The following is a 24,437-nucleotide window of genomic DNA, read 5'->3' as shown; positions in this document are numbered from 1 at the left end:
CTATTTATGTTCCACATAGTCAGAGGACAAACCGATGGTCCAGCACATCCGAAATTCGGCTCTGGGTGAGCCAAGCAACGATTATCACCTGCTTCCGGTGACAGACCGGCAGATGAGGTATGCCCGTGCGATTGCAGAGCAATCTGCGCTGGAAATCCCCGTGGATGTGCAGCGAGACCGCAAGATGCTGTCGGACTGGATTTCAGCGCACAAGCCCCGCGTAACCTCGCAATTCGACAATTACCCAACTGGCAAGCAGGTCGCCTTTGCCGAGCGTATCTCGCGCAGCAAACGCCGCCCGATCCCATCCGAGTGTTTCCGTGACAAACGGATGATGTCGCGCTGGATCGATCAGAACAAGTAGGCTCTAATCTTAGCTATTTGGGCTATGATTGCGCGCATAGATCGCAACCGCAGCCGCCACAAACATGCCCAGCAGGATGTAGCCCGTGACCGCCTCGGCCGCAGCAAGTGCGCGGCACAGTCCGACTGGGGACATATCGCCATAGCCGACGGTGGTGAAGGTGACATACGAGAAATACAGGATGTCCGCCGGGCCCTGCGCGCCGATCACGCAGTTGTCGTTGTAGCCAAAGGCGCCATAGACGGCGGCAAACAGGAACGGCACGACTTGAATGAAGGACACGCCCATAAGCAGCAACAGCCGACGGGGGGATTTCACCTGGGTCACATAGTACCACGATTGCGAGGCGATCCAGATCAACAGACCCACTGAGGCGAAAGAGCCGATTGTATCGCCAGCCGTCGCATCACTCAGACGCGACAGGCCATACCACGCCAAAAAACTGACAATCACCAAACCCAATGCGGCCAACAGGGTCGATTTCCACTCTTCCAGAGTTTTGGGTTCACGATGCATTAGGGCTCCGTCCCGCTGGTGTGCCCCAGATCATCTGTCGTAAGGGGCGGACCCGCAAGCTGAATTTAGTTCGAACCCAGGTGCTCGAACCCGCGTTTGCGCGCCAGCAGGATTTGCTTTTGCCTCTCACGAAAACGGGCCTTGTCCGCCTCGGAGGTCTCACCGACACAGCGGTGACAGGCCACGCCATGCTCGTATTCTGGGCGTTTCATATCTTCGGGCAGAATCGGGCGGCGGCAGGCATGGCACAGACGGTGCGGCCCCTCGACCAGCCCGTGACCGACAGAAACACGGTTGTCGAACACAAAGCATTCACCCTGCCACGTGCTGTCTTCGGCCGGCATTTCTTCGAGATAGCGCAGGATTCCGCCTTTCAGGTGATACACATCCTCAACCCCCTGCCCCAGCAGATAGTTGGTCGATTTCTCGCAACGAATGCCGCCGGTGCAAAACATGGCCACGCGCTTGTTGTGAAAGCGGTCCTTGTTTTCCTCCCACCAGGCCGGGAAATCGCGGAAACTGGCGGTTTCAGGGTCTATTGCGCCCTCAAACGTACCGATCGCCACCTCATAGTCGTTGCGCGTGTCGATCACCACCACATCGTCCGAGCGGATGAGATCGTTCCATTCCTCCGGCTCAACATAGTTGCCGACCCGGGCGCGAGGGTCCACATCCGGCTGGCCCATGGTAACAATCTCTTTCTTCAGCCGCACCTTCATCTTGCCGAATGGTGGATGGTCTGCGGTTGCCTCTTTCCACTCAAGATCAGCACATCCGGGCAGCGACTTGATATGCGCCAGCACCGCATCAATCCCAGCACGAGGACCCGCGATAGTGCCGTTGATCCCTTCCTGCGCCAGCAGCAGTGTGCCCTTGACCGATTGGGCGCGGCACAGGTCCAGCAACGGATCGCGCAGGGCCGCGTGATCCGGAAAGCGAGTGAAGTGATAGAGAGCAGCGATCGTGTACATGCGCGCGGTCTAAACCCGCAGGCGCAGAGTCGCAAGAGACCGCATTGACGACCAACCCCGGCCCGCCTACCGATAAGGCATCAAAGGAGGCCCCCAGATGACCCATGCCCTGATCGTAATCGATGTCCAGAATGATTTCTGCCCCGGGGGGGCGCTGGCCGTGGCGGGCGGGGATGAGGTCGTGGCGCCCATCAACGCCATGATGGGTGATTTCGACGCGGTGATCCTGACGCAGGATTGGCATCCGGCAGGCCATTCCAGCTTTGCCAGCTCGCACCCGGGCAAAGCCCCGTTTGAAATGATCGATATGCCCTATGGCCCGCAGGTCCTGTGGCCCGATCACTGTGTTCAGGGCACGGATGGTGCCGCGTTTCACCCCGGTTTGCGCACCGATGCCGATCTGATCATCCGCAAAGGGTTTCGCAGCGCAATCGACAGCTATTCTGCCTTTTTCGAGAACGACCGTGAGACGCCAACCGGGCTGAAAGGCTATCTTGACACACGTGGATTGTCGAAGGTCACCCTCGTCGGATTGGCTACGGATTTCTGCGTTCATTACTCTGCCGTAGATGCCGCGCAGCTGGGCCTGGATGTGATCGTTCGGCTGGATGCCTGTCGCGGGATCGATATGGACGGGTCGATGGCAGCGGCTGAGCAGGCGATGCGGACCGCAGGGGTGGTTTTGGCCTAAGGCGTTGCTGCCCCGGTCGCCTCGAGGAACTTGAACAACACAAACAGAATGACGGCCAGCCCCAGGGCAAAGCCGATACGGCCCGGCAACGCTCGCCGTTTGGTTCGGCCTACCGGCATCGGCTCGGGCGTGAGGGCAGTCAAGGTAGGCTGCACGACCCCTTGCACTGGCCGTGCGCGTTTCACATGCGCCATGAACTGCAAAAGATCGAATTCACCGCTGTATTCACCCTGAACGCCTTGGCTTTTGATATTGGCAAACAACACTTGCAAAATCTGGTCACGGTCGACCTGATCTGCCGGAGGATAAACATCGGGCGCAATACCGCTGTCATGCGCGGCCAGCTCAAAGCCCGCATCCTGAAATATCTTGCGAATCTTGGGCGACGCCCCGCGCAAGGCATCCGACGTTTTAACATCCCGAAACAGCGCCACCGTTCGGACCATATGCTTGGCCTCGCTCGGTGTTTCGAGTGTTTGATCGTCTGATGCTTCTCTTAAAATATCAAAATCGTATCGAAGACTCATACACCTTAAACAGCCTTAGCGTTCCATCCCGCACCCTCACTAATCGGTGATCAGATCACACAATAAGCCCGCTTTGTGGCGTCAAGCGGGCATTGTCACCAAATCAGCGACTCTTGCCATTCGCCGTGCCGATTGATCTAACAACGGAAATTGCAGGAGTTCCCCATGGTCGATATTGCGACCCGTGTTTACAATCACAAATGGAAGATCGATCCGATTGTGCGGTCTTTGATCGACACGGATTTCTACAAACTGCTGATGTGCCAGTCAGTGTTTCGAAACAAGCCTCAAACCACTGTCGAGTTTTCGCTGATAAACCGCTCGAATCACGTGCCATTGGCGCGCCTGATCGACGAAGGCGAGCTGCGCGAACAGCTGGATCATATCCGCTCGCTCAGCCTCAGCCGGGGCGAAAGCACCTGGCTGCGGGGCAACATGTTCTACGGCAAACGGCAGATGTTCCGCTCGGACTTCATGGAGTGGTTCGAAAACATGCGCCTGCCGCCCTACCACCTGGAGCGTAAGGGCGACCAATACGAACTGACTTTTGAGGGTAAATGGCACGAGGTCATGCTGTGGGAAATCCCTGCTTTGGCCGTGCTGATGGAACTGCGATCCCGCGCCGTCCTGAACCACATGCGCCGGTTCGAGTTGCAGGTTCTTTATGCCCGCGCAATGACCCGGGTGTGGGAGAAGATCGAACAGCTCAGCGCCATTCAAGGCCTTGGAATCGCGGATTTCGGAACCCGGCGGCGGCACTCGTTCCTGTGGCAGGACTGGTGCGTTCAGGCGATGATCGAAGGGTTGGGCGCGTCCTTCACCGGCACCTCGAACTGCCTGATCGCCATGCGGCGCGAGGTTGAGGCCATCGGCACCAATGCCCACGAACTGCCCATGGTCTATTCCGCCTTGGCCGACACGGATGAGGCATTGGCGCAGGCTCCCTATGATGTTCTCAGCGACTGGCATGAAGAACATGACGGCAATCTGCGCATCATTCTGCCCGACACCTACGGCACTAAGGGATTTCTGGATCGGGCGCCCGATTGGCTGGCAGGCTGGACTGGCATTCGTATCGACAGTGGCGACCCTGCTGAAGGGGCCGAAGTGGCCATCGACTGGTGGAAGTCCCGTGGAGAGGACCCGACGCAGAAACGGATCATCTTTTCCGACGGGCTGGACGTCGACAAAATCAAGGAACTGCACGCCCAGTTTGTCGGCCGCACCAACATCTCATTTGGTTGGGGCACATTGCTAACGAACGATTTCCGCGGCCTTGTGCCGGACGAGGCGCTGGCGCCGTTCTCGCTGGTCTGCAAGGCGGTGTCGGCCAATGGGCGGCCAACAGTCAAACTGTCGGACAACCCGGAGAAGGCGATGGGTCCCGACGATCAGATCGACCGATACAAACGGGTATTCGGCGTCGGTGCCCAGAAGGCCATCGAAGTGATCGTCTAGCCGTGAAACGCCGCCACCGTCTTGAGTTGTGAAAAGCCGTACAGCGCTTCGAACCCTTTTTCGCGGCCGTGTCCGGATTTTCCAACCCCTCCAAACGGAAGCTCCACGCCGCCGCCCGCACCGTAATTGTTGATGAACACCTGACCCGAGCGTAGGCGTTTTGCCAACCGCATCTGCCGTGCGCCATCGCGGGTCCAGATACTGGCGACCAGACCGTAGTCGGTGCTGTTCGCTATAGTTAGAGCCTGTTTTTCGGTCTCAAACGGGATCAGAACCTGAACCGGGCCGAAAATCTCATCCTGCGCCAGAACGTGATCAGCGGGCACGTCAGCGAATAAAGTTGGTTGGACATAGGCTCCGGTCTCAGGCGCATCGGGAGTGATCTGCCCCCGTGCGGCTATCGTCAAATCCTCTCCCTTCGCTAGAAATCCCGAGACGATGGATTTCTGCCGATCCGAGATCAACGGACCCACCCGCAGGTCGTCCATTGCTGGCCCAACAGTCAACTGGCCATAAGCCTCAGCCATCCGCGCCTTGACCTGATCATAAACCCCGCGCTGCACCAGAATGCGGGATGAGGCCGAGCAGGTTTGCCCCGCATTCTGAATGCCCGCATTTACGAGAAACGGCAAAGCCGCGCCTAGGTCAGCATCATCAAACACCAGTTGCGGAGATTTTCCGCCGAGCTCCAACGTCACAGGGACTACATTGCGCCCCGCCGCCTGCTGCACCAAAGCCCCGGTCGCAACGGACCCGGTGAACGAGATATGATCGACCCCAGGATGTCCGGACAGCGCGGCCCCGGCCTCGGCACCCAAACCGGGCACAACATTCAAGGCGCCAGCCGGTAACCCGGCCTCGGTTGCCAGATGGGCAAAGGCCAGCGCGGTCAGGCACGCCTCTTCCGCCGGTTTCAGCACGCAGGCATTGCCCATGGCCAGCGCTGCACCGACTGAGCGGCCAATGATCTGCATCGGGTAGTTCCACGGCACGATATGGCCCGTCACGCCATGTGGCTCGCGCAATGTGTAGACAGTGTAGCCGTCGAGATACGGGATCGTCTCACCCATCACCTTGTCCGCCGCGCCACCATAGAACTCACAATACCGCGCCAGGGCGACGGCATCCGCCCGCGCCTGCGTCAACGGTTTGCCAACGTCCTTCGCCTCCAAAACGGCCAGATCCTCGACACGGTCCAGAACCAACCGACCTAAACGGCTTAGAATGCGCCCACGCTCGAATGCAGGCATTCGGCCCCATTCGCCATCTAGTGCAGCGCGGGCTGCCACGACAGCAGCGTCGATATCCGATGCTACACCGCGCGCGATCTGGCAGATTTCGGAACCATCGGACGGGTTGACCAAGGGCAACGATTGAGCGGTGACCGGCGATTGCCACGCGCCCCCGATCAAACAGAGGCTGGGATCAAACCATATCGCATTGGTCATCGAAAACTCCTATCTCGGCTCTAACACAGGGAAAATCACGCAGCACCCACTCCGATCTCCGGCAACTGCGGCGCAGCAGAAATCAGCTTTTGCGTGTATGGGTGGCGCGGATTTGTGAAGACCTGCTCGGTCTCGCCCTGTTCAACGATCTTCCCGGCTTGCATGACCATCACCCTGTCTGTGATCGTGCGCACGACGCTCAGATCGTGGCTGATGAACAGATAAGTCAGATCATAGGCGGCACATAGTTCAGCCAACAGGTCCAGAATCTGCGCCCGGACCGAGACGTCGAGAGCCGAGACCGCCTCGTCAAACAGGATCAGTTCCGGGCGGATAATCAGCGCGCGAGCAATTGCAATGCGTTGCCTTTGACCGCCCGAGAATTCATGGATGTACTTGTCCGCATCCTCTGGGCGCAGCCCCACGGCGATCAACATTTCAGCAATGCGATCCTGCCGCTCGCCCCCAGTCAGAGGGGTTTTGAGTAAATGAAATGGTTCGGTAATCAGGCGCGCAACCCGGTGGCGCGGGTTGAAACTGCCATAGGGATCCTGAAACACCACCTGCATCTTGCGCCGCACGGCCGGATTGGGTTTGTGACCGGAGAATACCGGCTGACCGTCCAGCCGAATGTCACCGGATTGCACCTCTTCCAACCCCAAAATAGCCCGTGTTAGGGTCGATTTTCCGCATCCGGACTCCCCTACCAGACCCAGCCGCTCACCCTGGTTGAGGGTGAAGCTGACCTGATCCACGGCACGGGTATGACCGGGCGCATCGAACAGGCCCTTGCGCGGCAAGCGATAGTCGCGGACCACTTGCGTGACCTCTAGCAACGGTTGCGGTTGTTTTGCATCAGGCAGAGCCACCCGATGGTTCGACGCCTCAAACAGCATCTGGGTATAGGGGTGCTGCATGTTGTGCAGAAGATGGTCGGTTGCACCGCTTTCGACGACTTCGCCATGGCGCATCACGACGATCTGATCCGCCATATCGACGACAACAGCCAGATCATGGGTGATCATCAGCAGGCCCATCCCGTATTCTGTCACCAAGCCCTTGAGCAGGTCCAGAATCTGCGCCTGAGTGGTCACATCCAGCGCCGTTGTCGGTTCATCCGCGATCAGCAGTTTAGGGCGCAAGGTAATCGCCATTGCAATGACCACACGCTGGCGCTGACCACCGGACAACTCATGCGGATAGCGGGACAGAGGGAAGCGATCAGAAGGCAGCCCAACTCGGGCCAATACCTCTTCCGCCCGCTCCTGCGCCTGCGCAGGAGGCATCGCCTTGTGGATCAGGATAGTCTCCATCACCTGATCGCCGATGGTTTTGACCGGGTTAAGCGCCGTCATCGGCTCTTGAAACACCATCCCGATCGAAGCACCGCGTAGTGCGCACATCTCTGCCTCGGGCCGGTTCAGTATTTCCTGCTCGTCCAGCAGGATCGAGCCATCACTTTCCGCCCCATCGGGCAACAACTGCATCACGGCCAGCGCAGTCATCGATTTGCCCGAGCCGCTTTCCCCGGTCACAGCAACGATCTGCCCCGGTGCAATCGACAAACTGACCTGTTTCAGAATCTCGACCCCGTGAATGCCGAGCGACAGGTTTTCGATCCGCAACAAACTCATGCCCGCGCCACCCTGATACGCGGGTCCAGCCAGTCGCGCAGGCCATCGCCCAGCAGGTTCAAGCCCAGCACAGTGACGATGATTGCGAGGCCCGGAATCAGGGCCAAATGCGGGGCGAAACTGACCATTGTCTGCGCGTCGGCCAGCATCCGACCCCAGCTTGGCGTGGGTGGTTGCGCTCCAAGACCGACGTAACTCAAGCCCGCCTCGGCTAGGATTCCAAGGCTGAACTGGATGGTCCCCTGAACGATCAGCAGGTTGGCGACATTGGGCAGGATATGTTCAGCTGAGATCCGCGCCGCGCCCTTGCCCGAGACACGGGCGGCTAGGATGAACTCTCGCTCCCACAGGGACAGGGCCGCGCCACGGGTGATGCGGGCGAAGACGGGAATGTTGAAGATACCGATGGCGATGATCGCGTTGATCGCGCCGGCACCGAGCACGGCTGTGATCAGGATGGCGATGACCAGAGAGGGGAAAGCAAAGACCAGATCATTGCCGCGCATGATGACTTCGTCCAGCCACGATCCCTTGCGTGCGGCCGCTGTCAGACCCAGCGGCACGCCCAGCGCCATGCCAATCCCCACGGCGACCAGTGCCACCGCAATCGACGTCCGCGCACCGACCATGATCATCGAGAACATGTCGCGCCCGAAGTGGTCGGTACCGAACCAGTGCTGCGTGCTGGGCGGTTGCAGTTTTTCAGGGATGTTGAGCGCCGCAAAATCATACGGCGTCCAGACAAAAGACACCAACGCCGCCAACAGAACCAGCGACGACAACACCGCGCCGAGGATCAGGTTTCGGCTCATGTCCGGCTCCTAAGCCTTGGATCAACGGCGGCATAGGCCAGATCAACCAGAAAATTCACGGTGATGACAGCGAAGACCAGCAGCATGACCACGGATTCCACCACGATCAGATCGCGGGCCGAGATCGCCTGAAATACCAGCCGCCCGAGGCCGGGCAGGTAGAACACCTGCTCGATAATGATTGATCCGGCCAAAAGGAACGAAAACTGCAGCCCGATGATCGTCAGCACCGGGATCAGCGCGTTTCGCACCCCGTGTCGCCACAGCGCCTGACGGCGGGACAAACCCTTGGCACGGGCGGTGCGCATGAAATCCTCACCCAGAATGTCCAGCAATGACGATCGCATCACTCGCGCCAGAATGGCCGCTTGCGGCAGCGCCAGGGCGATCGCGGGCAGTGTCAGGGAATGCAGCCCGGTCCAGAATCCGTTCTCCCAACCGGCAAACCCTCCGGCATTGAACCAGCGTAGGTTGATGGCAAAGATCAGAACCAACATCATCGCAAACCAGAAATTCGGCACCGCAATGCCCAGCTGTGTTGCGCCCATCACCGTCAGATCACCAGGTTTGCCGCGGCGCGCGGCGGCATAGATGCCTGCGGGAAAGGCGATTAGGGTCGATAAGGTCAGTGCATAAAGCGCCAGTGGCAAAGACACCCACAGCCGATCCGCGATCATCTGCGAAACAGGCGTGCGATAGGTGTACGAGGTCCCGAAATCCCCCACCAACATCCCGCCAACCCAGTTGAAATACCGCTGGGTCTTGGACACGTCCAAGCCCAACTCGGCCCGCAGTGCGGCCAATGTGTCGGGCTGCGCGTTGACCCCCAACATGAAGGAGGCCGGATCACCCGGCGCCACCTCGATCACCGCAAAGATGACGACCGAAGCAATGCCAAGGCTGATCACAAGTGAGAACAATCGTTTGAGCGCATAACGTAGCATTGGGGGCAGGTTAAGTGCGCGCCCTGCCCGGGTCCAGCGGCTAGTTATACTTACGCTGCTCTTGCCGAACCAGATCGACGGCGCAGGCCGAAAGCTCTTGCGCAGGGGCCGATTCAGCTAGCGTTTCCAGATTGGTTTCGGTACGTGCCAAAGCCGCCCGACGTAACACCATCAACCGGGCGCGCGGGCTGTCCAGAAACTGCGATTGCGGGATCACGGTCTCAAGGGGGCTGTCTGTGCGGATCACCTCGAAGTACCCGCCCAGCAGCGTAAGGAAGGCAAAGGAACAAGCCGCAACCTCTGCCGAACAATGCGTGTTGCACAGTTGCGCGATGGGTCGCGTCGCCTCGGCTGTCATCAGCCAGTTTTCCACGGCGGGCCGCCACGGGTTGCCCGGTGACAGATCGCCATAACCCAGTCCCAAAGCCAAAACACCAGCCATACCAAGCGCCTGTTCCGAGTTTGCCGAAACCGGGTCGGGCTGAATATGACGCAGCGCAGCCAAGCCGTCCCCGCGCGGCTCGGGACTGTCCGAAAGATAGGCCAGATAGGGCTGCAGATCGTCCATGGTCCCGTCATAGGCGCGCAACTCATCCCGCATCGCTTGACTGCCATACAAGGCAACGATCCGCGTTGGGTAATCTGTGGCTTGATGTTCACCAAGATCGTTGAGGCGCTTCACCTGATCGGGATCAGGCTGAGGCTGCCTGGATCGCAGCAAGGCCTGCGCCAGTGCATTCCCCTCGGCGGCTTCGAGGGTCACCCAAGATGTGCCGAAATTGCTATTGTCGTTGCGCCGGAACAGGGCGCGAGATTGGGCGGGCTCAAGGCTTTGTCGAAACGGGGATGGCCCAAGATCCGTGGTTTCGATCCGGCCCAGCAACAAACGCGCATCCGAATTGCCCGCCGCCGCCAGCGCCGCCAGCATCGGCAACGCCTTGGCGTCATCACCGCCCAGCCACAAGGCTATTGCCGCATCCAGAGTGGTCTCTGCCGATGCGGATGGCGCGGCACAAAGCTGCGCCAAGACCATCAAGGCGAGGAAAGAGCGTTTGATCATAGGCCTTCCCTTAGGCTGAACGCTACTCCGCCCAGCTGATAGCTGTCAGATCAATGGCCGCCGTCGGCGCGTTTTGCCACAGCCCTTGTACGCCTGCCTTGGCCACACCCAGTTTAGCCAACTGGAACAGGTACCCGTTGACGTAGTCGTTGGAAATCAGGCGCTGCGCTTCGCCCATCAACCGTGCCCGTTCCTCGGGGTCAGTGGTGGTGTTCAGCAACTCCATCAGGGCCTGAAAATCCGTGCTGTCATATTGGAAGTAATAGTCGGGCCGCGCATAGATACCGATATCCATCGGCTCAGTATGGCTGACGATGGTCAGGCCGAAATCCTTGCCCTTGAACACCGATTCCAGCCATTGCGCCCATTCTACATTAATGATCTCGGCGGTGATCCCAACCTCGGCCAATTGAGCGGCGATGATCTCTCCACCCCGGCGCGCATAGGAGGGCGGCGGCAGGTGCAGCGTAGTCTCAAAGCCTTCGGCAAACCCGGCCTCAGCCAGCATAGCCTTGGCCTTTTCCGGATCATAGGCAGACTGCCCGGTCAAATCGACATAGGCCGGGTTATGCGGTGCGAAATGGGTGCCGATGGGCGTGCCGTAGCCGAACATGGCTCCGTCAATGATGGCCTGACGGTCAATCGCATGAGCCAGAGCCTGCCGGACGCGAATATCATCAAACGGCGCTTGCTTGTTGTTGGTCGACAGGATCGTTTCACCCTCGGTCGAGCCAACAAGAACCTGGAACCGTGGGTCAGCCTCGAACTGAGGCAGGTTCTCGGGCGCGGGGAAATTGTCGAAAACATCCACATCTTCGGCCATCATGGCCGCAAAAGCGGCAGTCGGGTCCGAGATGAATTTGAACGTCGCACTCTCTAACGCGGGCTGATCACCCCAATAGTCAGGATTGCGGTTCAATGTGATGCTGTCGCCCTGCACCCATTCGCCAAAGGTAAAGGCTCCGGTCCCCACTGGGTTTGTCTTGATATCATCGATGCTCTCAGAGGCCACGATCACCGCATCACCCCAGGCCATGTTGAACAAGAAGTTACCGTTTGGTTCGGACAGGGTCACCTTGACGGTCAGCGGATCCACCGCCTCGACGCTTTCAATCCCGGCAAACAGAGCCTTCTGCGCGTTGGCGCTGTCTTCTGCCATTGCGCGATCAAGGCTGAATTTGACATCCTCAGCATCCATCGCACTGCCGTCGTGAAAACTCACACCCTCGCGCAGCTTAAAGGTATAGACGGTGCCGTCATCCGAGATTTCCCAGCTTTCCGCCAGCCCCGGTACAACCGAACCATCGCCCATGAACCGGGTCAGACCTTCGAAGATATTGGTGTAGACCACCGAATCGATGGCCTGAGCAGCCGCGCTGGTCGGGTCCAGATGAGGCGGCTCTAACTGCATGGCGATTGTAATGTCCGATTGAGCCATCGCTTGTGTCGCCAGCAATCCGGCGCTTAGCGCCAGCACCGAGCCAAAGGTTCGAAACACCTGCTTAGTCATGGAAACTCTCCCCGTTGAAGTCAACGCAGCCGCGTGTTTGCGGGCTTTCTGGGCCCAGTGTTCCTTTAAACCTAAGGTCATTCAAGGAAATGTTCGCGCAACCGGGGTTTCGTGGGCCCTGCCCGATCTGCTATGCCGCACTGCAACATGAACCCCGCAAGGAGCGAACATGAGCGCCACCGCCCGGAAAAAAGCCCCAAACGCCGAGGATATTCGCGCCCGGAAGAGAGGCGAGCCGCTGGTCAGCCTGACCGCCTATACCACCCCGATGGCGCGTTTGATGGACACCCATTGCGACTTTGTGCTGGTGGGTGACAGCGTTGGCATGGTGCTGCACGGGTTGGAATCGACCCTTGGCGTGACGATGGAGATGATGATCCTGCACGGGCAGGCCGTTGCCCGTGGGTTGGACAGTGCAATGATGGTCATCGACATGCCCTTCGGCAGTTATGAACATTCTCCTGCCGATGCATTCCTCAATGCCGCCCGTCTGATGGCGGAGACCGGTGCGGGGGCTATTAAGCTGGAAGGCGGGGTCGAGATGGCCGAGACCATCCGCTTTCTGGTCAAGCGCGGCATTCCGGTGATGGCCCATATCGGCCTGACGCCGCAGTCGATCAACACGCTGGGCGGGTACAAGGTTCAGGGCCGGGATGACCAAGCGCATGCCGTGCTGGCCGACGCCCATGCGGTGGCCGAGGCGGGCGCGTTTTCCGTCGTGTTAGAGAAAGTTCCGCAAAATCTGGCCGATCAGATCACCAACGAAGTAGCGATCCCGACCATCGGTATCGGCGCCTCTGCCGGGTGCGATGGGCAAATCCTTGTGGTTGACGATATGGTGGGCTTTTTCACGGCGTTCAAACCGAAATTCGTCAAACGCTATGCCGAACTGGGCCGGTTGGCCGAAGCCGCGATAGCCGAATACGCCGCCGAGGTGCGCGCGCGCAGTTTCCCGGCGGATGAACATGTCTTTGCCGATCAGGCCCCTGCCAAAGGGCCAAAGGGATGACCGCACCGATCCTGCGTCGGCTGGCCGATCTGCGCGCCTTGACGACCGAATGGCACCGCAACGGCGACACCATCGGCGTTGTGCCCACAATGGGCGCGCTGCATCAGGGGCATCTGTCACTGGTTCAGGCCGCCAAGGCAGGCACTGACCGCGTGATCGTCACGATCTTTGTGAACCCCAAACAGTTCAACAACCCCGAAGATCTGGCCAATTATCCGCGTACCGAGAGCGAGGATGCGCAAAAGCTGGTCCCTTACGGTGTTGATGCGATCTATGTGCCCGATCCCGATGAAATCTACCCGGCAGGCTTTTCAACCACTGTGACCGTCGGCGGCCTCACTGATATGATGGAGGGTCCCTTCCGCCCGGGCCATTTCGAGGGCGTCGCCACAGTGGTCGCCAAACTTTTCCTGCAAACGCAGGCGGATAAAGCTTATTTCGGCGAAAAAGATTATCAGCAACTGCTGGTGGTCCGACGTATGGCACGTGATCTGGACATCCCCGTTGAAGTTGTGGGCTGCCCCACGGTCCGCGAGCCCTCGGGTTTGGCCATGTCATCGCGCAATCTGCGGCTGTCGGCCAACGGGCTTGAGATCGCAGCGCGAAAGAACACGCTTATGCAAGCGATGGCCAAAGAACTCGCCGCCGGCGCACCGTTCGAGCCACTTGCAGAGCAAGCCAGGGATGACCTGCTGGCCGCTGGGTTCACCGAGGTGGAATATATCGACCTGCGTTGTGCCGAAACGCTTGAGCCCCTGCCCAACGCATCCCGCCCGGCCCGGCTGTTCATCACCGCATGGGCCGATGGCGTGCGCCTGATCGACAATATCCCCATTCCGGCGGCCTGATTTCTGCTCTGGCCCCTGCGCGAGTGTTTGCGCTAAAGTCCCGCAAAACCATGCGGGGGAGGAGCGCAGGCAATGACCTATATTCTGGCAATCGATCAGGGCACCACGTCCTCGCGCGCGATCTTGTTCGACGCACAAATGCAGGCCGTCGGCACCGCCCAGCGCGAATTTCCCCAGCATTTTCCGCAGGAAGGCTGGGTTGAACATGATGTTGAGGATATCTGGGACAGCGTTCTGACCGTCTGCCGTGAGGTTATGGAGACCAGCGGCGTCTCGGCCGACCAGATCGCCGGGATCGGCATCACCAATCAGCGCGAAACCACCGTGGTCTGGGACAAGACCACCGGCAAAGCCATCCACAACGCCATCGTCTGGCAGGACCGTCGCACCGCCGAGATCTGCGCCCGCTACAAACAAGCCGGGTGCGAGGATGATGTGACGGCCCAAACCGGGCTGTTGCTGGACCCCTATTTCTCGGGCACCAAAGTGAAATGGCTGCTGGATACCGTCGACGGAGCCCGCGCGCGGGCCGAGGCCCAAGAGCTGCTGTTCGGCACCATCGACAGCTTTCTGATCTGGCGTCTGACCGAAGGCCGTAGCCACGTCACCGATGCGACCAACGCCGCACGCACCCTTCTGTTCGACATTCACAAGGGTGAATGGAGCGCCGAGATTTGTGATCTGCTGGACGTGCCCTTGACGATGCTGCCAGAGGTGCTGGATTGCGCGGCTGATTTTGGCAGCACGTCCCTGCTGGGTGGCAATATCCCAATTCTGGGTGTCGCAGGGGATCAGCAGGCCGCCACGATCGGTCAGGCCTGCTTTCAACCCGGCATGATGAAATCAACCTATGGCACCGGGTGTTTTGCGCTGCTGAACACTGGCGCGCAGCCCGTCGCCTCAAAAAACCGTTTGCTGACCACCATTGGCTATCAGTTAGACGGGCAAAAGACCTATGCGCTGGAAGGCTCAATCTTCATCGCCGGCGCAGCAGTGCAATGGCTGCGAGATGCACTGAAAATCATCGATGCCGCCCCGCAAAGCGGTGATCTGGCGGCGCAGGCCGACCCGACTCAGCATGTGGTTCTGGTCCCTGCCTTCACCGGCCTTGGTGCACCCTATTGGAAGCCTGATTGCCGGGGCGCGATGTTCGGGCTGACGCGCAATTCAGGCCGGGCCGAGATTGCCCGCGCCACGCTGGACAGCATCGCCTACCAGACCCGCGACCTGTGGCATGCAATGCAAGGCGATTGGGGCGCCGAGGCCAATGTGATCCTGCGCGTCGATGGCGGGATGAGCGCGTCAGACTGGACCATGCAGGGCCTGTCGAACTGTCTGGGGGCTCCGGTGGATCGCCCGGTCATGCAGGAAACAACTGCATTGGGCGCGGCATGGCTGGCCGGCATGAAAGCGGGCGTCTATCCTGATCAGGACGGGTTCGCCGAGACCTGGCAGCTTGATAAACGCTTTGAGCCCCAGATGGCGCAGGATGCCCGCGATGCCGCCTATGCCCGCTGGCAACGTGCTGTACAGGCGGCCATGTCATTCTAAAATCTATTGTCTTGGGCCTCCAAGACGAGGAGGGATAAAATGATCGCCTATGTCACCGTTGGTACCGATGACGTCGCACGGGCCAAGCGGTTCTATTCGGCCTTCATGCCTGCGCTGGGCTATGAGCTTGAGGAAGGGCCCGAAGGTCTAAGCTACGCCTTGCCTGTGGAACCGGACCAATCACCGGTGTTGCCCGAGTTCTACGTCAAACCCACCTTTGACGGAGCACCCGCCTCGGCAGGCAACGGGTCAATGACCGCATTCGAGGCGCAAAATCAGCAGCAAGTGCGTGATTTGCATGCCGCCGCTCTGGCTGCTGGTGGGTCAGACGAAGGCGCGCCGGGTTTTCGTGCCGCTTATGGACCCAGATTCTATGTCGGATACCTGCGTGATCCGCAGGGCAACAAGATTGCTCTATTCTCCAGCAATCCGAGCGAGCCTGGGCGGGACGACTAACGTCGCGACCTAGCTGTGATCTTTCATCAATCGCTGCTTCTGGCGTGACCAGTCTCGCTTGGCCTGCGTCTCACGCTTGTCGTGTAGCTTTTTACCTTTGGCGATCCCGATCTTCAGCTTGGCCCGGCCCTTGTGATTGAAATACAGAACCAACGGCACCAGTGTCATGCCTTTGCGCTGCGTTGCATTCCACAGGTTCGACAATTCCTTGCGCGAGACCAGCAACTTACGGCGGCGGCGTTCTTCGTGCTTGAACACCTTGGCCTGCTCATACGGCGCGATGTAGCTATTGATCAGCCACAACTCGCCATCATCAACCGAGGCATAGCTTTCGGCGATGTTCGATCCACCGGCCCGCAGGGATTTAACCTCGGAGCCTTCCAGCATGATGCCACACTCGATATCCTCTTCGATCGCGTAGTCGAAACGGGCACGCCGGTTTTCGGCGATCACTTTGTAGTTTGGATCAGTCTTCTGCTTAGCCATGACGCGTTGATTTAGGCGGCTTGAACCCGCCATGCAAGGCCAGCACAGGCTTTGATATCAGGATTGTGCGGAAATGATCAGGTCCGGGCCGAAAATTGTATCTGAATGGTTGTGCAGATAGATCTTGAGCCAGGGTGTAAAGCGTTCCGGGTGGCGCTGCACCTCGGCCAGGAGATCGTGATAATCGATCCAGCGAATATCCATCACTTCGTCCGGGTTCGGCTCGATCTTCAGCGGGCCACGTACATGTGCTAGGAAAACGTCCACCACCTCATGTTCGATCAGGTTGTTGCCCACATCGGCATGATACTCCAGACGGTGGCGGTACTCGGGATACAGTCCGGTGATCCCGAGTTCTTCGCGCAAACGGCGCACTGCACAGGCTGAGGCACCTTCATCCCAGTCAGGATGGGTGCAACAGGTGTTCGCCCATAGGCCCGGGGTGTGATACTTGCCCAACGCCCGGCGCTGCATCAGAATTTCAGTGCCGCGCACCACAAAGACAGAGACAGCCTTGTGCCTGAGGCCTTTTTCATGCGCCTCAAGTTTGTCCACGGGGGTCAACTCACCATCAACCCAAGCCGGGATCATGATTCCCATATGTCGTCTCCTGATGCCGATCCATCGGACTGGCGAACTTTGATGTGGTGCTATGGCCGGATCGGCTTGGCATCGGGGCCCGTCGGCCCTGGATCGGGCCGCGTTGGGACAAAATGGCAATGATTGGTCGGATTATCAACCTTACGAAAAGCCGCAGGTGCGGCGGCTTTTCGATATGTCATCGGGTCATCTGAAATCTTATTCGCCTGATACGCTGAGGATATAGGCATAGACATCCTCGCCACCGGATTTCAGTTTGAAACTCATCTTTGACTTGGCCGCAGTGTCATCCAGATATTCCTTGAGGAACGATCTGGGGTCCTGAGAATAGGCGACAAAACTCTCTTCGTCCCAGACAAGCCCGTTTTCACCGGCTTCGACGATGCTGTCACCGTATTTGAACCCTTCCAAGGTCCCTGCGGTACGGCCTGCGACCCCGTAAAGGTTTGGTCCGGTTTTGCCGCCTTTTACAATCACATCACCCGCAGGGTCGGCGATCATGTGGCAGGATTTGCATCTGTTGAAGGCTTTCTTGCCCGCCTCTGCATCCCCTTCTGCATAAACAGGCAAGGCAAGCAGGCCGACGATTGTGGTGGCGAGGAAACGATTCATTGTCTTTGCTCCAGATTTACGTGGCTGGCCTAGAAGGAGCTTCGGAGCGCCAATGAGTCAACGCGCAGATTGCCGCGCGCGGGTCTGTGTCGCTGTGGCAAAACGCCGGACCTAGCCGGTTTGGTTGAGCTGTGACCAGCACGGTAGCAGGTCGCCAGACGCGGGTGAGGCGAGGTAGATCGCGCGCGCGATGGCCCGCGCCAGACAGAGCGAAGCCGCATGGCCGATCATCCCAAGTTCGGTATGATTGGCTAACTGCGCCTTGCCTGTGCTGACGCCAAAAACCAAATCACCGTCCCCCGGCGTGTGGGCAGGCAAAACCGCGCGCGCGATGCCATCATGCGCGGCGACGGCCAGCCTGTAGCATTGAGATTTTGACAAGGCCGCATCGGTGGCAACAATGGCGATTGTGGTATTCGATCTCTCGGGATCGGCCCGCATTGCGCTGGCCTTGCGGCTCGCATCCGGCTGGCCCAATCCGGCGCGCGGATCAGGACCTAAACCGCCAAATTCCTCACCTTGTTCGAATGGTGTCGCCCAGAAATGCCGGTCGCCGGGGGTGGTAACGCTCCCCATCGGATTGGCCGCAACAAGTGCACCCACCGTGATGCCCGTGTCCAGCACTGCTGAAGCCGAGCCCAACCCGCCCTTCTGCATCGCAGCCAAGGCACCGGTTCCTGCGCCAGCTGTGCCTAGTACAAAGTCTTCGCTGGCCGTCTCAAAAGCGCGCTGCCCCAATGCGCGGTAGGGGTTTTCGGGCCAGTCTTTGTTGCCGCCATTCAATAGATCGAACAGGATCGCGCCGGGGACGATAGGGACCGCAGCGTTGCCGACCGGATATCCCCGGCCTTGGGCCCTTAGCGCATCTGACACGCCCGAGCATGCGTCCAGCCCAAAGGCTGATCCGCCAGACAGGGCGATCGCGTCGACATGGGCGACCGATTTATCGGGGGCCAGAAGATCGGTCTCGCGTGTTCCGGGCGCGCCGCCCATTACGTGAACCGAAGCAGTGAATGGAGCGTCCGCCGTGAGGATGGTTGTGCCGGATTTGAGATCCTCATCCTGGGCGTTGCCGACCTTAAGGCCGGGGATATCGGTGATCAGGTTTCTGGATCCAGGGGTCATTGCAATCTGCGATGTTTGGGGCGGAAAGCGCGCAGGTGCGCTGCCTCCGGCGGAGGTGTTTTTGAACAGAAGAAGAGCGGATCAGATACAGCGGCCACCGTCGACCTCAAGCGCTGTGCCGGTGATCATGCTGGCCTCGTCCGAGCAGAGGAACAGGGCCGCGTTGGCCATGTCCTGAGGGGTTGAGAAGCGACCGAGCGGGATGGTCGAGAGGAATTTGGCGCGAATCTCGGGCGTGTCTTCACCCATGAAGGATTTCAGCAGTGGCGTTTCCCCCGCAACCGGGCAGATGGCGTTGACGCGCACACCCGAAGGGGCCAGTTCGACAGCCATGGTTTTCGTCGCGGTGATCATCCAGCCCTTGGAGGCATTGTACCAGTTCAGATTGGGGCGCGGCGACAGCCCGGCGGTTGAGGCGACGTTTAGGATCGCCCCCGCGCCCTGCGCCTTCATCGCCGGGACAAAGGTGCGGGCAGTCAGGTAAACGGACTTCATGTTCACGTTGAAGACACGGTCGAAGTCTTCTTCGCTGACGTCTTCCAGCGGGGTGGGCAGATGGGTGACGCCAGCGTTGTTGACCAGAATGTCGAGTTGCCCATAGGCGGCCTCGACCGCGTCGGCCATCGCCTGAACCGACGCGCCGTCGCTAACATCCACTTGCTGCGCCTTGGCGGCGGAGCCCAGTTGGGCCGCCAGGTCCTGCGCCGCGTCGCCGTTGATGTCAGCGATCATCACACGCGCGCCTTCGGCCAGAAACGTCTGTACGATCCCGGCCCCGAACCCGGACGCGCCGCCGGTGACGATTGCCGTTTTCCCCTCCAGCCTCATGGTGTTACCCTCCTGCCGCTTTTGCGGGTCAGAGTATCAACGGGTCGGCGAGATACCAGATCAATCTTCAGATACTTTCCCCCGCAGCGCCTTGACGTCGCCACGTGCCTTTTTCGCGGCCAGACGGCGTTTGACCGAACCGTAGGTAGGCTTGGTGGCAATCCGCCGCTTGGGTTTGACCAGCGCTCGGGCGATCAGCTCAGCCAATCGGGTGCGCGCGATCTCGCGGTTGCGGGCCTGAGAACGGGTTTCTTCGCATTGAATGATAATTGCACCATCCTTCGTCCAGCGGCGCCCGGCCAGACGTTTCAGGCGGTTCTTCACCGGCTCGGGCAGCGATGGTGAACGCGCGGCTTCGAACCGCAGTTCGACAGCGGTCGAGACCTTGTTGACGTTCTGCCCACCGGGACCGGAGGAGCGTACAAAGCTCTCGGTCATTTCCCAGTCTTGCAGGATGATATCGTCGGTGATGCGCAACATTGGGCGGACCTTACAAGGCGTCAGGGAAAACAGAAAGGGCCGCCCCGGTGGGACGGCCCTGCGAAAGTTCAGGAGGTTGGGTCGGTTAGATCAATCGACCAGCCGGAGCGAGCGCTCCGCCAAGGGCTGCCCTAGCAGGCGATCCCCCCGGTTGTTCCGACACCTCTCTCCAATCTCTTTCTTGACACTGGATCACCTCCTTTTCTATCTGTTGCGGTTAACTTTGAGCCTGACACAAGATGCGCCATTCTCAAAGCACTTTTTTAGGCAGGCTGTGCGGCGGTCAGACGGCCGACGATCACCTTGAACGGGATCAAGGCAATCAGGGCCAGTGACAGCTTTACCAACCAATCCGCGAAAGCCAGCGTAACCCAGAGCGGAGCCACCGGTCCGGACAGCATGAACGGCACAGGCTCCCATGCCCAGTTGATCGCGGCATCGGCGTTGGCACCGAAGAAGGTGACCGAGGCCGAGAAGGCCAACATAAAGAAGATCGCCGTGTCCAGCGCCGATCCGACAAGGGTCGAGACCAGCGGAGCACGCCACCAGCGGCCACCGCGCAGCGAATTGAAGATGGTCACATCAGTCAACTGCGCGATCAGGAAGGCGGTGCCGGACGCGACCGCAATCCGCAGCGGCACGGCGGCATAGGTGAACCCATCACCCTGCAGCATGATCTGGCTGCCGATCAGTGAGCAGATGATACCGGTGACAAACCCGGCAAAAACGACCTTGCGGGCCGGACCCACGCCATAGACGCGGTTCATGATGTCGGTGACCAGGAAGGCCAGCGGATAGGTGAAAGCACCCCAGGTCAGCAATCCATCAAGGATCAGGAACTGGACCAGAATGTTCGAGGCCACAACAATGGCGGCCATGGCAAGGATGCCGGGAATATAAGAGCGTTGCATTTTCAGATGCCCGTTTTGACAAGGTAGCGGCGACTTGGCCAAGGGTTCATCCCAAGGCAAGCCGTGCGTTTAGACCTTTGCCCTGCACCTGTCAATCGGGCAGTAGATATTCGACCAGTTCGGTCTGTTGCAGCGCCAGAAAATTATCGTCCGAGATCATCGTGGCGCGCAGTCGCCCCTGATCGTCGCGCCAGACGGATAGGCCCTCCAGATTGTCATGCGTGCCTTTGCTGGTCTCGAACAGGATTTCCTCTGCTTCCGGGGTATCGCCAGAGACATCCCACCGCCGCAGTCGCGACCGAAACCCGGTAATGGATGCCGTCCGTTCCAGCACATAGAACCGGCCATCGGGGCCGAAATCGGCCGCAACAGGTTGGAACTGCCCACGTTGCTGCAGCACGAAAGGCGTCGACCAGGCCTGACCATCCCAGCGATAGACCGGGATATCACCGTCTACCGTGCGGCTTTTTTCAGTGAGCGTATACAGGCGGCCCGTGTCGTCGATCGCCAGTCCTTCGAACGATCCATTCCGCTCAAGATTGTCAAAAGCGTTGGGGCGCGGCAAGACGCGGGCGTTTGTCCCCGGCGCGGGGTAGTAGGCGATGCGGTGAACACCTTCGAAAGAGATATAAAAACCGCCATCCGGGGCCATGGCGATCCCTTCGGAATCACCTGCATAGCCCAGCATGATGCGGCCGGTACTGGATAAGACCGGCCAATGGCCCAAAATGCGAATATCGGATACCTGATCCCCATCACGTTCCACACGCGCCGTCATCAGAGTCGCGCGGTCGCTGAGAACCGTCAGATGACGCCCCTTATCCGAAACATGTATCGCCGAGAAACCACCGAACCACTCGGCGTTGTCCCTCCAGACATAACTGCCAAGCTGGGCGGCGGTTTTGACCTCAACCGCCCCAACCGACCCGGCACACAGACATGCAGCAATCAGTTTGACGATAAAACGGCGGCGCATTGTTTGGGCAAATCGGCCAGAACATATTCCCGGCGTTTCTTGGGGGCAGGCGCATTCGGGTTGGGCGGCGGAGGGTTGAGAATGTTGTTCACCCATTCCTGCGCCTGGGCGCAGCCATCACCCTTGGGGATCGGATCCTGATTAACGCAGCCTTTTGAACCCCTGGGACAGTTCAGGCGCACGTGGAAATGATAGTGATGCCCCCACCAGGGCCTGATCTTGCGCAGGTAAGCACGATTGCCTTTCTCATCCTTGCACATCTGAACCTTGGCCCCGGGAAAGACAAATATCCGCGCCACGCGCTTGTCTTTCGCTGCCGCGCGCAGCACGGCGTGGTGCTGCTTGGTCCAGTTATTGTTCACAAAGGCCCCGTTCGAGCGTCGCAGAGAAATTGACGAAAGGTTCTCGCGTGCTTTGCGGCTCAGGCGCATATCGCCGCCTGGCAGCATCCAGATATCGATATCCAGACCCAGTTGATGAGATCGATGGCCCGATGTCATCGGCCCGCCCCTTGGCTGGCTGATATCCCCGACATAAAGGCCGTTCCACCCCGGTTGCTTTGCGGCAAACCGGCTGAGGTCCTGCACATAGTCTATAGCAACAGGATGCCCCCAGTTGCGGTTGCGCGACAGGCGCATGGCCTGCCATGTCGGTCCGGTTTCGGGCAATTGCACCGATCCAGCCGCGCATCCGCGCGAATAACTGCCGAAGGCGGCTGGTTTTTGCTGTGAGCTGACCCGTTTCGCCCCAAACAGCTGTTTCGCCAAAGGTTCAGCCGTCGCCGTGCTTGCCAGTACAAGTGCGGCCAAAGCGACTAAAAAACGTCTTAAAGTCATCTGCTCTGATCCCCTTCCGGTTTCACCCAGCGCATCAGTATGAGACCCAGAATAAACAACAGAATGATGGGTGACACCCCCAGACGTGCACTGCCGGTTATAGTTGTTGCAATCCCGATCAGAAGGGGTGCGGCAAAGGCCGTGGCGCGGCCCGACAGACCATACAGCCCAAAGCTTTCGACCGGGGTTTTAGGATCGGTATGGCGTACCATCATCGACCGGCTGGCCGACTGCAGGATACCACCCATGCCGCCGATCAGGATTCCACAACCAAAGAAGACCATATCGGGCAGGCCCGACCCTTCGGGCAACGAAATGCCGTAAACCTGCGTTCGGTCCATCGACACAACGGTCACACACACAAAGATCAGAACCCAGATCGCCACAAGGATAACCGGCTTTGGGCCATACTTTTTATCCATCTTGCCGCCGATCCACGCAAAGATCGCCGAGGCTAGGACGCTGACAATGCCAAATACACCGATCTTGATCAGGTCCCATTCCAGCACCAACCGGGCATAGACGCCGCCAAAGCTGTAAAGCCCGTTCAACGCGTCACGATAAAACATGGACGAGCCCAGATAGCTGGCCAGGCTCAGGCGACGGCGCAGGTTCGAAATGGATTTGGCAAGCAGGCTCAGCGCCTCACCCATACTGCCCTTTTTATCCGCAGGCGCATCATCGCGGACCCAGAGGAAATACGGCACCATGAACAGGACGAACCAACCAGCCGTGAAAGGCCCGACAAAGCGAGTGCCCTGCTGTTGCGCCGCATCCAGCCCAAACAGCGGGTCCATCCCGATCAGCGTCTTGCCGTTGGGCTGTTCCACGAAAAGCGCCAGCATGATCGCCAGTGAGATCAGCCCGCCGAAATAGCCAAAGGCAAAGCCCGAGCCCGAAATCTCGCCCACTTCACTGTCGTCGCCCAGATCGGGCAGTTGAGAGTTGATGAAGATCAGCGCATATTCCGCGCCCACGAAACCAAGGCCAAAAGCCGACAGCATCAGCCACATGTTCGACCCGTCCGGCATCGTGTACCACAGCGCTGCCGAGCCCACCGCATACATCACCGAAAAGGCAAAAATCCACGGGATACGCCGCCCCGACACATCTGCCATTGCCCCCAACAGCGGAGCACCAAAGGCGATGATCAATCCGGTAATGGTCAGGCAATTCGCCCAGACGGTTTGTGCCTGCGCAGCGGCGGCCTCGGCATCCAAGCCCGTGCCCGAATAATAGCCGGCCGCCACCCCGGCAAAATAGGGACCAAAGACAAAGGTCACCAAGAGGGTGTGATAGGGCTGACTGGCCCAATCAAAGAACCACCAGCCCCAAATGCGCTTCCGCCTGGAAATCTCTGCCATCTCTGCCCCTGTTGTTCTTTGACGTCATAAGACGGGCGTTTCACCCATTTCGCAAGCTTTCAGTTGGCGCAGACTTGCTCTTTGCCGCCGGGGCGCTTACGTCTCTGCCGGTGAAAGAACGGAGTGCCCATGCTGTCGCTGATCCAAATCCTGCTGCTGATCCTGGACATTGTCTGGTTCATCATTCTTGCCCATGTGATCATGAGCTGGCTGATCAACTTTCAAGTGCTAAACCTGCATCAACAGCTTGTGGCGCAAATTTGGTACGGGCTGAACCGCATTCTAGAACCTATTTATGGTCCCATCCGCCGTTTTCTGCCGAATATGGGCGGGCTTGATCTGACGCCTTTAGTTGTTTTGATCGGCGTCTATGCGCTGCGGATCATACTTATAAACAATATGGTCTATTTCGTCTGAGAC

The 24,437-nt window shown here is 59.2% G+C and carries 27 protein-coding genes; 8 read left to right on the top strand and 19 right to left on the bottom strand.

Going from position 1 to position 24,437, the window contains the following annotated elements:
• The first annotated feature begins 34 nt into the window (after positions 1–34).
• Positions 35–364: a hypothetical protein gene (locus ABLN87_RS07605; RefSeq protein WP_353008718.1), complete on the top strand. Its 330-nt coding sequence runs from the start codon at positions 35–37 to the stop codon at positions 362–364.
• Positions 365–373: 9 nt separating this feature from the next.
• On the opposite strand, the gene ABLN87_RS07600 is transcribed toward ABLN87_RS07605, so the two are convergent.
• The gene (locus tag ABLN87_RS07600) at positions 374–880 is read right to left on the bottom strand and encodes a potassium channel family protein (RefSeq protein WP_353008717.1); all 507 of its coding nucleotides are present in this window, start codon (positions 878–880) and stop codon (positions 374–376) included.
• 65 nt (positions 881–945) lie between these two features.
• Positions 946–1,851 (bottom strand): rhodanese-related sulfurtransferase, encoded by a 906-nt coding sequence (locus ABLN87_RS07595; RefSeq protein WP_353008715.1) that lies wholly within the window; start codon positions 1,849–1,851, stop codon positions 946–948.
• Positions 1,852–1,948: 97 nt separating this feature from the next.
• On the opposite strand from ABLN87_RS07595, the gene pncA reads away from it, so the two are divergent.
• Positions 1,949–2,542 carry a bifunctional nicotinamidase/pyrazinamidase gene (pncA, locus tag ABLN87_RS07590; RefSeq protein WP_353008714.1) on the top strand — a complete coding sequence of 198 codons (594 nt, stop codon included), beginning with the start codon at positions 1,949–1,951 and terminating at the stop codon, positions 2,540–2,542.
• On the opposite strand, the gene ABLN87_RS07585 is transcribed toward pncA, so the two are convergent.
• Positions 2,539–2,988 (bottom strand): hypothetical protein, encoded by a 450-nt coding sequence (locus tag ABLN87_RS07585; RefSeq protein WP_353008713.1) that lies wholly within the window; start codon positions 2,986–2,988, stop codon positions 2,539–2,541. The genes pncA and ABLN87_RS07585 overlap by 4 nt on opposite strands.
• A gap of 246 nt (positions 2,989–3,234) precedes the next feature.
• On the opposite strand from ABLN87_RS07585, the gene pncB reads away from it, so the two are divergent.
• Positions 3,235–4,527 (top strand): nicotinate phosphoribosyltransferase, encoded by a 1,293-nt coding sequence (gene pncB, locus ABLN87_RS07580; RefSeq protein ID WP_353008711.1) that lies wholly within the window; start codon positions 3,235–3,237, stop codon positions 4,525–4,527.
• Here the strand turns inward: pncB and ABLN87_RS07575 are convergent.
• The 6 genes from ABLN87_RS07575 to ABLN87_RS07550 are packed head-to-tail and all read right to left on the bottom strand — an operon-like array spanning position 4,524 to position 11,935.
• A complete protein-coding gene (locus ABLN87_RS07575; protein WP_353008710.1) occupies positions 4,524–5,975 on the bottom strand; it encodes an aldehyde dehydrogenase family protein in 1,452 nt (483 codons plus the stop codon). The two genes, pncB and ABLN87_RS07575, sit on opposite strands and share 4 nt — an antisense overlap.
• A gap of 35 nt (positions 5,976–6,010) precedes the next feature.
• Complete coding sequence (locus ABLN87_RS07570) at positions 6,011–7,609, bottom strand: ABC transporter ATP-binding protein (protein WP_353008709.1); 1,599 nt, start codon at positions 7,607–7,609, stop codon at positions 6,011–6,013.
• On the bottom strand, positions 7,606–8,421 hold the full coding sequence (locus tag ABLN87_RS07565; RefSeq protein ID WP_353008708.1) for an ABC transporter permease: 816 nt from the start codon (positions 8,419–8,421) through the stop codon (positions 7,606–7,608). The genes ABLN87_RS07570 and ABLN87_RS07565 overlap by 4 nt, the downstream gene beginning before the upstream one ends.
• Positions 8,418–9,365, bottom strand: a complete 948-nt coding sequence (locus ABLN87_RS07560) for an ABC transporter permease (protein ID WP_353008707.1) — start codon at positions 9,363–9,365, stop codon at positions 8,418–8,420. The genes ABLN87_RS07565 and ABLN87_RS07560 overlap by 4 nt, the downstream gene beginning before the upstream one ends.
• Positions 9,366–9,405: 40 nt before the next feature.
• Positions 9,406–10,425 (bottom strand): hypothetical protein, encoded by a 1,020-nt coding sequence (locus tag ABLN87_RS07555; protein WP_353008705.1) that lies wholly within the window; start codon positions 10,423–10,425, stop codon positions 9,406–9,408.
• A 22-nt stretch (positions 10,426–10,447) separates the two neighbouring features.
• Positions 10,448–11,935 (bottom strand): ABC transporter substrate-binding protein, encoded by a 1,488-nt coding sequence (locus tag ABLN87_RS07550; protein ID WP_353008704.1) that lies wholly within the window; start codon positions 11,933–11,935, stop codon positions 10,448–10,450.
• A 169-nt stretch (positions 11,936–12,104) separates the two neighbouring features.
• Here ABLN87_RS07550 and panB point away from each other — a divergent pair, with 169 nt between their 5' ends.
• The 4 genes from panB (at position 12,105) to ABLN87_RS07530 (ending at position 15,799) form a co-directional block, all read left to right on the top strand.
• On the top strand, positions 12,105–12,944 hold the full coding sequence (panB, locus tag ABLN87_RS07545) for a 3-methyl-2-oxobutanoate hydroxymethyltransferase (RefSeq protein ID WP_353008702.1): 840 nt from the start codon (positions 12,105–12,107) through the stop codon (positions 12,942–12,944).
• The gene (panC, locus tag ABLN87_RS07540; protein WP_353008701.1) at positions 12,941–13,792 is read left to right on the top strand and encodes a pantoate--beta-alanine ligase; all 852 of its coding nucleotides are present in this window, start codon (positions 12,941–12,943) and stop codon (positions 13,790–13,792) included. The genes panB and panC overlap by 4 nt, the downstream gene beginning before the upstream one ends.
• Before the next feature lie 72 nt (positions 13,793–13,864).
• Positions 13,865–15,343: a glycerol kinase GlpK gene (gene glpK / locus ABLN87_RS07535; protein WP_353008700.1), complete on the top strand. Its 1,479-nt coding sequence runs from the start codon at positions 13,865–13,867 to the stop codon at positions 15,341–15,343.
• A 39-nt stretch (positions 15,344–15,382) separates the two neighbouring features.
• On the top strand, positions 15,383–15,799 hold the full coding sequence (locus ABLN87_RS07530; protein WP_353008699.1) for a VOC family protein: 417 nt from the start codon (positions 15,383–15,385) through the stop codon (positions 15,797–15,799).
• 9 nt (positions 15,800–15,808) lie between these two features.
• Here ABLN87_RS07530 and smpB read toward each other — a convergent pair whose 3' ends face one another.
• The 10 genes from smpB to ABLN87_RS07480 all read right to left on the bottom strand — a co-directional run bounded on the left by smpB (position 15,809) and on the right by ABLN87_RS07480 (position 24,017).
• Entirely contained in the window at positions 15,809–16,285 is a 477-nt protein-coding gene (gene smpB, locus ABLN87_RS07525; RefSeq protein WP_170379480.1) for an SsrA-binding protein SmpB, read from the bottom strand.
• 57 nt (positions 16,286–16,342) lie between these two features.
• A complete protein-coding gene (gene idi / locus ABLN87_RS07520) occupies positions 16,343–16,885 on the bottom strand; it encodes an isopentenyl-diphosphate Delta-isomerase (protein WP_353008698.1) in 543 nt (180 codons plus the stop codon).
• Positions 16,886–17,083: 198 nt separating this feature from the next.
• The gene (locus ABLN87_RS07515; RefSeq protein ID WP_353008696.1) at positions 17,084–17,497 is read right to left on the bottom strand and encodes a c-type cytochrome; all 414 of its coding nucleotides are present in this window, start codon (positions 17,495–17,497) and stop codon (positions 17,084–17,086) included.
• Positions 17,498–17,608: 111 nt separating this feature from the next.
• Positions 17,609–18,622, bottom strand: coding sequence for a P1 family peptidase (locus ABLN87_RS07510; protein ID WP_353008695.1), 1,014 nt, complete (start codon positions 18,620–18,622; stop codon positions 17,609–17,611).
• A gap of 81 nt (positions 18,623–18,703) precedes the next feature.
• Positions 18,704–19,450, bottom strand: coding sequence for an SDR family oxidoreductase (locus ABLN87_RS07505; RefSeq protein WP_353008693.1), 747 nt, complete (start codon positions 19,448–19,450; stop codon positions 18,704–18,706).
• Positions 19,451–19,510: 60 nt separating this feature from the next.
• Positions 19,511–19,930, bottom strand: a complete 420-nt coding sequence (gene arfB / locus ABLN87_RS07500; RefSeq protein WP_170379490.1) for an alternative ribosome rescue aminoacyl-tRNA hydrolase ArfB — start codon at positions 19,928–19,930, stop codon at positions 19,511–19,513.
• A 263-nt stretch (positions 19,931–20,193) separates the two neighbouring features.
• Positions 20,194–20,841 carry a queuosine precursor transporter gene (locus tag ABLN87_RS07495; protein WP_353008691.1) on the bottom strand — a complete coding sequence of 216 codons (648 nt, stop codon included), beginning with the start codon at positions 20,839–20,841 and terminating at the stop codon, positions 20,194–20,196.
• Between the two features lie 91 nt (positions 20,842–20,932).
• Positions 20,933–21,817, bottom strand: a complete 885-nt coding sequence (locus ABLN87_RS07490; protein WP_353008689.1) for an esterase-like activity of phytase family protein — start codon at positions 21,815–21,817, stop codon at positions 20,933–20,935.
• Positions 21,790–22,653 carry a penicillin-insensitive murein endopeptidase gene (gene mepA, locus ABLN87_RS07485; protein ID WP_353008688.1) on the bottom strand — a complete coding sequence of 288 codons (864 nt, stop codon included), beginning with the start codon at positions 22,651–22,653 and terminating at the stop codon, positions 21,790–21,792. The genes ABLN87_RS07490 and mepA overlap by 28 nt, the downstream gene beginning before the upstream one ends.
• Positions 22,650–24,017: an MFS transporter gene (locus tag ABLN87_RS07480; protein WP_353008686.1), complete on the bottom strand. Its 1,368-nt coding sequence runs from the start codon at positions 24,015–24,017 to the stop codon at positions 22,650–22,652. The genes mepA and ABLN87_RS07480 overlap by 4 nt, the downstream gene beginning before the upstream one ends.
• Before the next feature lie 129 nt (positions 24,018–24,146).
• On the opposite strand from ABLN87_RS07480, the gene ABLN87_RS07475 reads away from it, so the two are divergent.
• Entirely contained in the window at positions 24,147–24,434 is a 288-nt protein-coding gene (locus ABLN87_RS07475) for a YggT family protein (RefSeq protein ID WP_353008684.1), read from the top strand.
• Positions 24,435–24,437: the final 3 nt, after the last annotated feature.

Source organism: Ruegeria sp. SCP10 (assembly GCF_040329495.1).
Classification (GTDB): Bacteria; Pseudomonadota; Alphaproteobacteria; order Rhodobacterales; family Rhodobacteraceae; genus Ruegeria.
Note: the sequence above shows the minus strand (reverse complement) of the source record. Positions and strands in the feature narration are given on the sequence as shown.